The organism is Streptomyces fructofermentans, from assembly GCF_014651055.1.
Lineage (GTDB): Bacteria > Actinomycetota > Actinomycetes > Streptomycetales > Streptomycetaceae > Streptomyces > Streptomyces fructofermentans.
Genome location: NZ_BMWD01000029.1, coordinates 25,497 through 38,577, shown reverse-complemented (window position 1 = coordinate 38,577; position 13,081 = coordinate 25,497). Strand labels below are relative to the sequence as shown.

Genomic DNA, 13,081 nt, shown 5'->3' with positions numbered 1-13,081 from the left:
GTCGGGAAGCCGCGCGGCGCGTCACGGTCGCCGCGCGGTCCCGCCTCCGGCAGCCGGCCGGCTACGCGTCCTCCTTCAGGAGGTCGGCGCACTTCTCGCCGATCACCATCGTCGTGATGCACGGGTTGACGGTGACGAGGTCCGGCATGACCGACCCGTCGGCGACCCGCAGCCCCTGGACGCCCTTGACCCGCAGCCGCGCGTCCAGTGGGGCCGAGGGGTCGTCGTCCGCGCCCATTCTCACCGTGCAGGACGGGTGGTAGACCGTGTTGTGGGTCCGGTGGACGTAGTCGAGCAGTTCGTCGTCGGTCCGCACGTCCGGACCGGGGGCCAGTTCCGCGCCCGCCCAGCCGCTCAGCGCCGGCTGCGCCGCGATGCGCCGGGCCAGCCTGAGCCCGTACGTCATCACCCGGACGTCGTGCTCGTGCGTGAAGTAGCGCGGATCGACCCGGGGCTTGTCCCGGTGGTCGCGGGTCCGCAGCCGCACCGTGCCGCGCGACCTGGCGCGCGTCACGTTCGGGGTGAGGCAGAACGCGTTCTCCGACGTCGGGTAGCCCCACCGGGCGGTGTTCATGTCGAAGGGCACCGAGCCGTAGTGGAACATCAGGTCCGGCCGGTCCAGACCGGGCTCGGTGTCGTAGAAGACGCCCGCCTCCCACCACTGGCTCGACACGGTCGGCATGGGCCGCAGGGCGTCCCACATGATGACGCCCTCGGGATGGTCCTGGAGGTTCTCGCCCACTCCGGCCGAGTCCACCACCACCTCGACGCCCACCTCCCGGAGATGGTCGGCGGGGCCGATGCCGGACAGCATCAGCAGCTTCGCGCTGTCGATCGAGCCGCAGGACACGATCACCTCGCGGCGGGCCCGGACCGTCCGCGTGCGGACGAGGTCAGGGCCCAGGTACTCGGCCCCCGTGCACCGCCGCCCGTCGAGCACGAGCCGCTTGGCCCGCACCCCCGTCCGCACGTCGAGGTTCGGGCGCCGGCCCAGCACCGGGTGCAGATACGCGACGGACGAGGACTGCCGGATGTTGTTCTCGTCGGAGTTGACCTGGAACCAGCCGGCGCCCCGCACCACCGTCCTGCCGGTGTTGAACGGGGTCCGCGGGATGCCCGCCTGGACGCAGGCCTCCAGCAGGGCGTTGCCGCACGGGTCGTCGCTCTTGAGGGTGCGCAGCTTCACCGGGCCCGTACGGCCGTGGTGCTCGCCGGGGGCGTCGTTGTTCTCCAGCCGCCGGTAGAGCGGGAACAGGTCGGCCGCGCTCCAGCCCGGGCAGCCGCCCGCCGCCCAGGCGTCCAGGTCCTCGGCCGGGGCCCAGAACGCGATGCACGAGTTGTGCGAGGAGCAGCCGCCGAGGACCTTGGCGCGGGCGTGCCGCAGGAAGCTGTTTCCGCTGGCCTGCGGCTCGACCGGATAGTCCCAGTCGTAGCCGGACTCCAGCAGGCCCATCCAGCGCTCCAGCTTGAGGACGTCGTCGACGCCCACGTCGCTGGGCCCCGCCTCCAGCACGCACACCGTGACGGCCGGGTCCTCGGAGAGCCGGGCCGCCACGACGTTACCCGCGGTGCCACCGCCGACCACCACATAGTCGAACTCATCGAATTCCATGGGGGAGTTGACCTCCTTCGACGTCTTGATCCACCGGCCGGCCGAGCGGCCGGCCGGCCGGTTCGCGATCAGTCGGCCGCCGGGGCGGGAGCGGGCGCTCCGGGGGCTGCGGGGGACAGTTGGTGCTCGGCGAGCACTCCGGTGCGGTGCCTCTGCACGAACCAGTAGTAGGCGAAGCCGCCCCCCATCACGACGCCCACGAACAGGACGGCGCCCCAGCGCAGGTACCAGTGGTGGGGCTCGGTCGCGTTGTAGACCGCCGCGCGCGGCCAGATCAGGTTGAGGGTCATCAGCCCGCCCCACAGCACGGCGACGATGTTGACGGGCAGGCCCCAGCGGCCGAGGGAGAACTTGCCGTCGCCGGCGGGCTGCCAGGTACCGCGCAGCCTGGCCACCAGCATGGGGCCGGTGACCAGCAGGTACGCCATGTAGATCATGATGATGCCGATGCTGGTGACCACGGTGAAGATCTGCGGCTGGCGGATGTTGACCACGAGGATCGCCAGTGCGAGGACACCGATGACGACCGCGGGCAGGACCGGGGTGCGGAAGCGGGGGTTGACCTTGGCCAACCTGGACGACGCGGGCAGGTTGTTGTCGCGCGCCATCGCGAACGCCAGCCGGATCGCCGCCGTGTGCACGGCCAGCGCGCACACGGTGACCGCGATGAGGACGCACCAGAGCATCGCCTTGCCGGCGTCCTGACCGAGCACGTCGAGAACGATGTACTGGAGCCCGTCCGTCGACAGTTCCTCGCCCTTCAGACTGGACACGCTCATGAGGGCGAGCAGCAGGACGAGACCGCCGAGGACGAACGAGGCGACGATGGCGCGGATGATCGCCCGGGGCGCGTTGCGCGAGGGGTCGAGCGACTCCTCGCCGAGCGAGGCGGCCGTGTCGAACCCGTACATCACGTAGGCGGAGGCCAGCGACGCGATGAGGAAGGCGCCGAGGTAGCCGAACGGCTGGCCCTGGCCGGTGCCGTTCGTCTCCAGCACGACCTGCGGCCCGCGGGTGATGTGCACGGCCAGCAGCACGATCAGCACGACGGTGGCGATCAGCTCGATGAACACCCCGGCGGTGTTGATCCGCGCCATCAGCTTCACGCCGAACGCGTTCACGAGCGTGGTGAACAGGATGAGTACGGAGGCCAGCAGTACGGCGTTCGTGGCGACGTCGTAGGTCCCCGTCCCGTCGCCCACGAACTGGAAGCCGGAGGAGATCTGGGGCAGCGTCAACTGGTAGGCCAGTGCCACGGCGGCGATCGAGACGATCGAGGCCAGCAGCATCATCCAGCCCGCCAGCCAGCCTATGTGCGGATTCCCCACTCTCTTCGCCCAGTTGTAGACGGACCCCGCCACCGGGTAGCGGGCGGCGAGTTCGGCGAAGCACAGCGCGACCATGAACTGGCCGCCGAACACCAGGGGCCAGGACCACCAGTAGGCGGGCCCGCCGCTGCCGTAGCCGAAGTAGAAGAGCTGGAAGGTGCCGGTGAGGATGGATATGTAGCTGATCCCGGCGGCGAAGGTGTGGAAGTTGCCGAGCGTGCGCTTGAGTTCGGGCTTGTAGCCGAACTCGGCGAGTTCCGAGTCGTCGTGGCTGTGCTGTTCCGGCGGTTGTGCCGTGGCGGTCATGAGCGCCTCCTGGGAAGGGGGAAGTTCCTCCCGGGGCGGGAGGGGAGTGCGGCTCGTGCGGGGTCGTAGGGACGCGGGTGCTGGATCTTACGGCGAGGACCGCCCGTTGCCACGGTGACGTGCGCGGGGAATCAGTGCGAAGTACGTGTATTTCCGGGGCGGTTGGCCCGGCTCCCGGCCCTGCTCAGCGAGGGTCCCGGGTGCGTGCGGGCGCGGTGGATCCGGCCGGGTGCCGGGGGCCCGTTCACGAGAACCAGCCCTGCGGGGCGGGATTCGTCGTGCGCCAGATGTGCTTGGTCTCGCGGTACTCGGCGAGTCCGGCCGGGCCGAGTTCCCGCCCGGACCCGGACTGCTTGTAGCCGCCCCACTCGGCCTGCGGGACGTACGGGTGGTAGTCGTTGATCCACACGGTGCCGATGCGCAGCGCCGACGCGACCCGCTGGGCCCTCGCCTCGTCCGAGGTGAACACGGCCCCCGCCAGCCCGTACACCGTGTCGTTCGCCAGCCGGACCGCCTCCGCCTCGTCGGTGAACCGCTCCACGGTCAGGACGGGTCCGAAGGACTCCTCCTGGACGACCTCCATCCGGGCGGAGCACTCGTCGAGCACGGTCGGCGGGTAGTAGAAGCCCTCCGGATGCGGCGGATCGGCGGGCCGCTTCCCACCGCACCGCAGGACCGCCCCCTCCGCCAGACCCCGGGCGACGTACTCCTCGACCTTCGCCCGGTGCGCCGCCGAGATCAGCGGGCCGGTCTGGGCCCGCTCGTCGAACGGCCCGCCCAGCCTGATCAGTTCGGCCCTGCGGACCAGCTCGTCCACGAACCGGTCGTGCAGCGGGTCCTCGACGAGCAGCCGGGCACCGGCCGAGCAGACCTGCCCGGAGTGCAGGAACACGGCGGTCAGCGCCATGTCGACGGCCGTCTCGAAGTCGGCGTCCGCGAAGACGATGTTCGGGTTCTTGCCGCCGAGTTCCAGGGCGACCCGCTTCACCGTCCCGGCCGCCGCCGCCATCAGCGCGCGGCCCGTCCGCAGACCTCCGGTGAACGAGACGAGGTCCACGTCCGGATGGTCGGCGAGGGGCGCGCCCGCCACCGGTCCGGCGCCGAGGACCAGGTTCGCGACCCCCGCGGGCAGCCCGGCCTCCTCCAGGAGCCGCATCAGGCGGATCGCCGTGTGCGGGGTCAGTTCGCTCGGCTTGAGCACGAACGTGTTGCCCGCGGCGAGGGCGGGGGCGACCTTCCAGGCCGTCTGGAGCAGCGGGTAGTTCCACGGCGTGATCAGCGCGCAGACGCCGACCGGTTCGTGCACGACCCGGCTGTCCACCCCCGCGGTGCCGGTGTCGACGACCCGGCCGGCCTCGCCCGCCACGAGCCGTCCGAAGTAGCGGAAGCAGTTCTCGATGTCGTCGATGTCGTACTCGCTCTCCACCAGGCGTTTGCCGGTGTCGAGCGACTCCGCGCGGGCGAGAGCGGCCTTGTCGCGCACGAGGAGGTCGGCGACCCGCAGCAGCAGGTCGCCGCGCTCGTTCGCCGGAGTGCGCGGCCAGGGCCCCTCGTCGAAGGCCCGGCGCGCGGACGCGATCGCGTCGGCCGTGTCCCCGGCGCCCGCCTCGTCCACGACGGCGACCAGCGAGCCGTCGGCGGGACACCTGATCTCACGCGTCCGCTTCTCCCGCGCGCCCGTCCAGGTACCGCCGATGTAGAGATCAGCCATCGTTGCCTCCCAGCATGCCGGTGAGCCACTCGTGGAACATCCCGATGTGGTGCTCGGTGGGCACCAGGACCCCGCCCCGCCGGTAGGCGCGGGACGCCATGGAGGGCTGTGTGCGCTCGCAGGCCTCGAAGTCCTGTGTGTTGACCCGGTGGAACAGTTCCACGGACTTCGACAGATCGGCCCCCGACGCGACGACCTCCGGCGCGTAGAGCCAGTCGCACTCCACGACCGTCCGGTCCTCGGCGAGCGGGAACATGCGGTGCAGGATGACATGGTCGGGTACGAGATTGACGAAGACGGTCGGTTTGACCGTGATCGCGTAGTAGCGGCGGTCCTGCTCCTCGGTGACCTCCGGCAGCCTCCCGAACCCCTCGCTGCCGTCGACCGTGAAGCCCCTGACCTCCTCGCCGAACTCCGCGCCGTGGCCCACGTAGTACTGGGCCGCGTACCCCTCGGCGAACTCCGGCAGCACGTCGGTGAGTTCGGGGTGGATCGTGGCGCAGTGGTAGCACTCCATGAAGTTCTCGACGAGCAGCTTCCAGTTCGCCCGTACGTCGTACACGATCCGTCGGCCGAGGGCGAGGTCCTCGGTCCCGTAGTGCTCGATCGCCGCCGCGTTCCCGAGCCGCTCCACGGCCGCGCCCGTCACGGTCTCCTCGAAGGACGGCGGTTCGTCCGCGAGGCACACCCAGGCGTAGCCGAGCCATTCCCGCAGGGCGACCCGGACCAGGCCGTACCCGTCGCGGTCGACGTCGGGCATCCGCGTCAGGTTGGGCGCGGCGACCAGCCGCCCGTCCAGGTCGTACGTCCACGCGTGGTACGGGCACTGGAGGTTGCGCCGGACCTGGCCCGCCTCCTCGGTGCACAGGCGGGCGCCGCGGTGCCGGCAGACGTTGAGGAAGGCGTGCAGACCACCGCCGCGGGAGCGGGTGACCAGCACGTTCTCGCGGCCGACCTGCACCGTGCGGAAGGCTCCCGGGCGGTCCAGGTCGGCGCTGCGGACCGCGCAGAACCACATCGACTCGAACACCGCCTCCTGCTCCTGCCGGAAGATGCCAGGGTCGGTGTAGTAGCGGCCCGGCAGGGTGGCGATCAGGCTCGGCGGCAGCGGGGCGGGGGCAGCGGAGGGGGCGGGGGTCGTCGTCACGTGCGTTCTCCTCGGGCGGGCGCGGCGGCGAGACGGTGGGGGTCGAACAGGCCGATCGGATGCTCGGTCGTGCCGTTGAGCGCCAGATCGGCGAGGATCTCCCCGACGACGGGCACGAACTTGAACCCGTGCCCGGAGAAGCCGCAGGCCACGGTCACCGACTCCGGATGGGCCGGATGCCGGGCGATGACGAAGTGCTCGTCGGGCGTGTTGGAGTACATGCAGGTGGCGGCCTTGAGGAAGCGGCCCGGCAGGGTCGGGATGCAGCGGGCCATGTGGTCGGCCATCGCCCGGACCTCGTACTCGTGGACGGTCCGGTCGATCGTCTCAGGAGTGCACTCGACGCCCCTGCGGAAGAAGGCGACCTTGGCGCCCAGGTCCGGTCCGTCGATCGACGGGAAGCCGTAGACCTGGACGCCGGCCGCGTCCTCCCAGATGTAGATCGGATGGCCGGAGGACCGGAAGGGGCCGACCCCGCCGGCCGGCTGGAACCAGTACATGACCTGGCGCTCGATGGTGAACGGCACGTCCAGGTCGGCGAGCAGGCGCGGCGCCCACGCCCCCGGGCAGATCACCAACTGCCCGGCTGTGTACGTGTTCCCGGCCGTGTGGACGCGGACGCCGTCCCGGCAGGGCTCCCAGCGGGTCATCGGTTCGTCGAAGTGGAGGTCGGCGTCCTGCCGGGCCGCCAACTGGAGGTGCGCGGCGACCATGTTCTCGGGCCGCACCAGCCCGGCCCTGCGCTCGTACAGCGCGACCTCGTCGTCCGCCGGGTTCAGCGTCGGGAACCGGCGCCGGATCTCGGCGGCGTCCAGCATCTCGTGGGGCAGGTCCCAGCGGGTGGCGGAACGCAGCGAGCCCCGTACGGTGAGCGAGTCCGGCGGCCCGACCATGACCCCGCCGCACAGCGTGGCGATGTCCCGGCCGGTGGCCCGCTCCACGTCCTCGTACAGCTCGTAGGCGCGCAGCAGCAGCGGCACGTACGCCGGGTCCTCGAAGTAGGACTGGCGGGTGATGCGTGAACCGCCGTGGCTGGAGCCGCGGTTGTGCACGGGAGTGAACTTCTCCAGCCCGAGCACACGGGCACCGCGGGCGGACAGGTGGTGGGCGGCGGCACTGCCCATGCCGCCCAAGCCGATCACGATGACGTCGTACGTGGGGGACACTCGGGCCTCCTGGGCGGGTCCTGGAGCGCGGTCGGCGCCCTCAGCGGCGGATGCGGGTCATGCCCGGGTCGAGGATCGGCTCGTCGACGACCGTGGCCGGCACCTTCTCGCCGAAGTACCCGATGTGCACACCCGTACCGGACGGGAGCACCGGCAGCCACGCGTACGCGACGCAACGGCCCACCGTGTAGCCGTACGCGGCACTGGTGACGTAGCCCGCCGCGACGCCGTCGACGTGCACGGGCTCCTTGCCGAGGACGACGGAGGCCGGGTCGTCGAGGAGCAGCGGGGTGAGCCTGCGCGCGGGTTCGCCCCGCGCCTCCAGGGCCTCCCGCCCCGTGAACCCGCCCTTGTCCCACCGCACCGCGAAGCCGACACCCGCCTCGAACGGGTCGTGCTCGTCCGTCATGTCGACGCCCCAGGCGCGGTAGCCCTTCTCCAGGCGGAGGCTGTTGAAGGCGGAGCGCCCGGCCGCCACCACGCCGTGCTCCCGGCCCGCCTCCCAGAGCGTGTCCCAGAGCAGGAGCCCGAGGTCGGCACTCGTGTACAGCTCCCAGCCCAGCTCCCCGACATAGCTCAGCCTCATCGCCGTCACGGGGACGTGCCCCAGGTGGGTCTCCTTGGCGCGGAAGTAGCCGAAGCCCTCGTGGGAGAAGTCGTCCCGGGTGAGCGGCTGCACGAGAGCGCGGGCGAGCGGGCCCCAGACGCCGACGCAGCAGGTGCCGGACGTGATGTCCCTGATCCGGACGCCGTCCGGGGCGTGCCGGGAGAGCCGGTCGAGGTCGGCGGGGGAGTTGGCGCCCACCTGGAAGCGGTCGGCGCCGAGGCGCGCGACGGTCAGATCGGACCGTATGCCGCCGCTCTCGTCGAGGAGCAGGGTGTACGTGACCGCGCCGGGCCGCTTGCGGAGGTTGTTCGTGGTCATGCCGTGCAGGAACTCCAGCGCGCCGGGACCGGTGACCTCGAGGCGGCGCAGCGGCGTCATGTCGAAGAGCGCGACCCTCTCGCGGGTCGCCAGCGCCTCGGCCGCCGCGACGGGCGACCAGTACCTGGCCGACCAGGCGTCCCGCTCGGGCAGCCGCAGTCCCTCGGCGAGGGGTGCGTTCGCCTCGTACCAGTGCGGGCGCTCCCAGCCGCCGCCCTCCAGGAAGTACGCGCCCAGCTCCTGCTGCCGCGCGTGGAAGGGGCTGACCCGCAGCGGCCGCGGCCGCTCCATCGGCTGGAGGGGGTGGATGACGTCGTAGACCTCGGCGAACTGCTGCGAGCCGCGGTCCCTGACGTACGCGGGGGAACGCTGGACGTCCTCGAACCGGGCGATGTCGCACTCGTGGACGTCGGCCTCCGGGCGGCCGTGGACCATCCACTCGGCGACCGCCCTGGCGGCCCCCGCCGAGTGGGTCACCCACACGGCCTCCGCCAGCCAGAACCCGCGCAGTTCGCGTGCCTCCCCGAGGATCGGCATCCCGTCGGGCGTGAACGAGAAGACGCCGTTGAACCCCTCCTCGACCGCGCTCTCGCGCAGGGCCGGCATCAGCGAGCAGCAGTCCTCCCAGCTCGGCGCCCAGTCCTCCTCGGTGAAGGGCAGCGAGGACGGCATCTCCAGGTCCCGGGCGCGGGCCTCGTCGTAGGCGGGCACCTCGAACGGGTCCACGGGCATCGGCCTGTGCGCGTAACTGCCGATGCCCAGGCGGTCGCCGTGCTCGCGGAAGTAGAGGTCGCGGTCCTGGAAGCGGAGGATGGGCCGCGAGGCCTCGGCGTCCGCCCCGGCCGGCGCGGGCAGCGGCAGCGTGCGCGCGTACTGGTGCGCGAGGGGTTGCAGGGGCACGTCGACGCCGGCCATCCGGCCCACCACCGGCCCCCAGAACCCGGCGGCGGACACGACGTGGTCCGCGGGGAAGGTCCCCCGGTCGGTGACGACGCCGGTGACCCGGCCGCCCTCCCGTTCGACGCCGGTGACCGTGTGCCGGTCCAGGAAGCGCGCGCCGCGGCTTCGGGCCCGGTCCGTCTGGGCGCGGGCGGCGAGCAGGGCGTCGGCCAGGCCGTCGTCCGGCGTGTGGAAGCCGCCGAGCACGGCCGACTCGTCGAGGAGGGGCCAGAGTTCCTTGCAGCGGGCCGCGCCCACCACCTCGCCGCGTACGCCCCAGGAGGCGGCGTGACCCGCCCTGCGGTGGAGGTCGGCGAGACGCTCGGGGGTGGTCGCCAGCTCCAGGCCGCCCACCCGCTGGAAGCAGGAGACCCCGTCGACCTCCAGGGAGGCGAACTTCTCGGCCGTGTACCGGGCGAAGCCGGTGAGCGTCTTCGACGGGTTCGTCCGGAAGACCAGGCCGGGCGCGTGCGACGTGGAGCCGCCGGGGGCGGGCAGAGGCCCCTGTTCGAGGACCGTGACGTCGGTCCAGCCGAGGGCGGTCAGTTCGTCGGCGAGCGAGCAGCCGACGATGCCCGCGCCCACGACGACCACACGGGGGCTCGTGCCGGGTGCGGCGGGAGTGCCGGGCCGCCTCTGACCGGCCGCGGGCGCCCCGGTCACAGGACCACTGCCGGGCGCGGCACCTCGCCCGGCCCCGGACCTGGCACGACGACCGTCCGCACCTCGACGGGAGCGCCCTTCCTCACAGCGGCTGCGGCACGGACCTCGTGTGGCACGACAGGCTCCTCTGCTGTTGCGCAGTGCACGCCGAGTTGCGCGATGAGGAACATAGTGAGAAAGCCGTCGCGAGGCCGTCAAGGGGTGCGGGTTAACCCTTGGCAAAAGGAGCGGGAGGTCCGAAACACGTCCGACACACAGGGGTGCGGGAGCAGGCCGACCCGGTCCCGCCCCCCGGCCGCGTGCGGCTCCCCGCACCGGCCGGCCCGCTCCCGGCGTCTGCCCGACGCTCCGTCAGAAGCCGTACCCCATACGGCGCGAGAGGTCCCCGGCGGCCGCCACCGTGCGCTTCGCGAGGTCCGGCAGCCGGTCGGGGTCCAGCCGGTACACCGGTCCGGAGACGCTGATCGCACCGATCACCTTGCCGTCGTGGGCGCGGACCGGCGCGGCCGTCGCGGCGAGCCCCAGTTCCAGCTCCTCCAGGGCGAACGCGTACCCCCGCTCGACCACGGCCTCCAACTCGCCCCGCAGCGCGCCCGTGCCGGTGATCGTGCGCTCGGTGAAGCGCGGGAGCGGCCTGGCGAGCAGCCCCTCGCGCAGTGTGGGCGGGAGGTGGGCGAGCAGCACCTTGCCGCTGGACGTCGCGTGCAGCGGGGTGCGCCTGCCCAGCCAGTTCTGCGCGGTGACGGACGCGGCGCCGCGGGCCTGCATGATGTTGACCGCCGCGTCGTCGTCCAGCACCGCGATGTTGACGGTCTCGCCCAGCTCGTCGGCGAGTTCGCGGCACACGGGCACGCCCTCCTGGGAGATGTCCAGGCGCACCGCGGCCGAGCCCGCGAGGCGAAGGACGCCGGCGCCCAGGTAGTACTTCCCGCGGTCCTTGGCCTGGGTGACCAGCCCCCGGTTCTCCAGCACCCCGAGCAGGCGGGACGCGGTCGACTTGTGCACCTCCAGCTCGTCGGCGATCTCGGTGACCCCCGCCTCGCCCAGCCGGGCGAGGATCTCCAGCACGCTCACCGCGCGGTCCACGGACTGTACGGCGCTGCCCGCGCCCCGGCCCTGTCGGTCGGGAGCCTCCCCGCCGTCGTCGGGCTGCTTCTGCGTGCGGCTCATGACTCGACTCCCACCACCTGGCGGCCTGAATGCGCCGCTTCTGCCGGGAAGCCCTTGACGTGACGGGCATCCCGCGCGGATTCTGTTGCGCATAGCGCTCCCTCGTGCGCCATGCGAAACATCATGTTACCGAAGAGTCCGTGGCCGGAGGGCCGCGGACCAGACCGGACCTGAGAGGTACGGGACCGTGGTCCCGGACCGAGAGGGGGGCCCGTGATTCCCGTCTGCCGCCTCGACGACCTCCCCGCGGGCGAATCCGTCCGTGTCGACACCGCGCCGCCCATCGCCGTGTTCAACGCCGACGGCGAGTTGTACGCCATCGACGACACCTGCACCCACCAGGACGCGTCCCTGTCCGAAGGGTGGCTGGAGGGCTGTCTGGTCGAATGCCCGCTGCACGCCGCCTCATTCGATCTCCGCGCCGGCCGGCCGACCTGCCTCCCGGCACGCAGGGCCGTCCGCACCCACCGTGTCACCGTCGAGGACGGGGTGATCCACGTCCACATGGCGGCCGAGGAGGGCTCGGCGGCATGAGCCGCCCGGACGCGAGGAGTACCTCCGTGCCCGTCGTCCGTTCCCGTGGTTCCGCACCCCTGGACCCGCGGACGCCCGCACGGCCCCGGCCCGCCGCCCGGGCCGATCCCCTTGAACCGGGCGCCTGTTCGGCCGACTGCCGGGCGGCGCGTTGCCGGGCGGCCGGTCCCGGAACGGACGGTCGCCGCACGGCGGGCCTGCGTGCCGCCCGCTCCCGCGCCGCCGCCACGGCCCGTAACGCCGTCGAGGCCCGTGCCGTGCACGGCGTCCGTGCCGCGCACGCCGTCCGTACACCCCGGGCGGTGCCCCGCGTGCCCGCCCCGCGGAAGGGGAACGGGACATGAGGACCGTGACCGTCGTCGGGGCCTCCCTCTCCGGCCTGTACGCGGCCAGGGAACTGCGTGCCCAGGGGTTCGACGGGCGTCTGGTGGTCGTCGGCGACGAACCCCACCGCCCCTACGACCGCCCGCCCCTGTCCAAGGACTACCTCACCGGCGCGCCGGACGAGGACCCGCCCGACCTCACCGACGACGAGGAGTTCTCGGCACTCGACGCCGAGTGGATCCTCGGCGTCCGGGCCGCCGGACTCGACCCGCCCGGCCGCACCGTCCTGCTGGCGGACGGCCGCGAGGTCCGGACCGACGGCGTGGTCGTCGCCACCGGTGCCTCGGCCCGCGGACTGCCCATGCCCGGCGGCCGCCTCGCCGGGGTCCACACGCTGCGGACCCTCGACGACGCCCGCGCGCTGCGCGCCGAACTGACCTCCGGCCCCCGCCGGGTGGTGGTCGGAGGCGGCTTCATCGGCTCCGAGACCGCCTCCTCGTGCGCGCGGCTCGGACACGGGGTCACCGTCGTCGAGGCCGCGCCCCTGCCGCTCGTGGCGCAACTCGGGCCGGAGATGGCGGCCGTGTGCGCCGGGCTGCACCGGCGCGGGGGTGTCGAGCTGATCACCGGCACCGGGGTCGCCGGACTGCGCGGCACGGGCGCGGGCGCGGTCGACGGTGTGGAACTGGCCGACGGCCGGCTGCTCCCCGCCGAGGTCGTCGTCGTGGGCATCGGCGCCGCCCCCAACACGGGCTGGTTGGCGGGCTCGACGCTCGCCCTGCGCGACGGAGTGCTCTGCGACGACGGCTGTGTGACGGCCCTGCCGGAAGTGGTCGCCGTCGGGGACGTCGCCCGGGTCGGCGGAACCCGTGCCGAACACTGGACGAGCGCCACGGAACAGCCCCGGACCGCGATCCGGAACCTCCTCGCCGGCCACACCGCGGAGCGTCTTCGTCCGCTGCCCTACTTCTGGTCCGACCAGTACGGCGCGCGGATCCAGTTCGCGGGCCACCGGCTCCCCGGCGACACCGTCCGCGTCGCGGAGGGCACGCTCACCGACGGGGCGCCGGACGCCACCGGATTCCTCGCGCTGTACGAGCGCGAGGGCCGGACGGCCGCGGTGCTCTCCATCGACCGCCCCCGGCCGTTCACGCGCGTCCGACGTGAACTCGCGTGCGCCGCGGGCGCGGTGGGAGCGGAGAGCACTGTGAGGGCGGACGCTTCCTAGGTACCTGCCGCCCCTGTCGCGGGGGGGG

9 protein-coding genes are annotated in these 13,081 nt (G+C 72.7%); 2 read left to right on the top strand and 7 right to left on the bottom strand.

The genetic code is table 11. From position 1 onward, the window contains the following. Positions 1–61: 61 nt before the first annotated feature. The 7 genes from IE265_RS31145 to IE265_RS31115 form a co-directional block, all read right to left on the bottom strand. Positions 62–1,612 (bottom strand): GMC family oxidoreductase, encoded by a 1,551-nt coding sequence (locus tag IE265_RS31145; protein WP_190039091.1) that lies wholly within the window; start codon positions 1,610–1,612, stop codon positions 62–64. Between the two features lie 68 nt (positions 1,613–1,680). Then, complete coding sequence (locus IE265_RS31140) at positions 1,681–3,246, bottom strand: APC family permease (RefSeq protein ID WP_190039090.1); 1,566 nt, start codon at positions 3,244–3,246, stop codon at positions 1,681–1,683. A 244-nt stretch (positions 3,247–3,490) separates the two neighbouring features. Continuing rightward, positions 3,491–4,957 carry an aldehyde dehydrogenase family protein gene (locus tag IE265_RS31135; protein ID WP_190039089.1) on the bottom strand — a complete coding sequence of 489 codons (1,467 nt, stop codon included), beginning with the start codon at positions 4,955–4,957 and terminating at the stop codon, positions 3,491–3,493. Further along, on the bottom strand, positions 4,950–6,104 hold the full coding sequence (locus IE265_RS31130) for an aromatic ring-hydroxylating oxygenase subunit alpha (protein ID WP_190039088.1): 1,155 nt from the start codon (positions 6,102–6,104) through the stop codon (positions 4,950–4,952). Before IE265_RS31130 ends, IE265_RS31135 begins: the two co-directional genes overlap by 8 nt. After that, on the bottom strand, positions 6,101–7,270 hold the full coding sequence (gene solA, locus IE265_RS31125; protein WP_190039087.1) for an N-methyl-L-tryptophan oxidase: 1,170 nt from the start codon (positions 7,268–7,270) through the stop codon (positions 6,101–6,103). Before solA ends, IE265_RS31130 begins: the two co-directional genes overlap by 4 nt. A 40-nt stretch (positions 7,271–7,310) precedes the next feature. Continuing rightward, positions 7,311–9,728, bottom strand: a complete 2,418-nt coding sequence (locus IE265_RS31120; protein WP_229916745.1) for a GcvT family protein — start codon at positions 9,726–9,728, stop codon at positions 7,311–7,313. 420 nt (positions 9,729–10,148) lie between these two features. Beyond that, positions 10,149–10,967, bottom strand: a complete 819-nt coding sequence (locus IE265_RS31115) for an IclR family transcriptional regulator (protein ID WP_190039085.1) — start codon at positions 10,965–10,967, stop codon at positions 10,149–10,151. Positions 10,968–11,180: 213 nt separating this feature from the next. On the opposite strand from IE265_RS31115, the gene IE265_RS31110 reads away from it, so the two are divergent. Together IE265_RS31110 and IE265_RS31105 are read left to right on the top strand one after the other, a co-directional pair. Next, positions 11,181–11,501, top strand: coding sequence for a bifunctional 3-phenylpropionate/cinnamic acid dioxygenase ferredoxin subunit (locus IE265_RS31110; protein ID WP_190039084.1), 321 nt, complete (start codon positions 11,181–11,183; stop codon positions 11,499–11,501). A 340-nt stretch (positions 11,502–11,841) separates the two neighbouring features. After that, complete coding sequence (locus tag IE265_RS31105; protein WP_190039083.1) at positions 11,842–13,053, top strand: NAD(P)/FAD-dependent oxidoreductase; 1,212 nt, start codon at positions 11,842–11,844, stop codon at positions 13,051–13,053. The last annotated feature ends 28 nt before the right edge of the window (positions 13,054–13,081 follow it).

Bases quoted from the DNA above. Each gene is read 5' to 3' on its own strand.
- IE265_RS31145 (WP_190039091.1), bottom strand. From the start codon at position 1,612: ATGGAATTCGATGAGTTCGACTATGTGGTGGTCGGCGGTGGCACCGCG.
- IE265_RS31140 (WP_190039090.1), bottom strand. From the start codon at position 3,246: ATGACCGCCACGGCACAACCGCCGGAACAGCACAGCCACGACGACTCG.
- IE265_RS31135 (WP_190039089.1), bottom strand. From the start codon at position 4,957: ATGGCTGATCTCTACATCGGCGGTACCTGGACGGGCGCGCGGGAGAAG.
- IE265_RS31115 (WP_190039085.1), bottom strand. From the start codon at position 10,967: ATGAGCCGCACGCAGAAGCAGCCCGACGACGGCGGGGAGGCTCCCGAC.
- IE265_RS31105 (WP_190039083.1), top strand. From the start codon at position 11,842: ATGAGGACCGTGACCGTCGTCGGGGCCTCCCTCTCCGGCCTGTACGCG.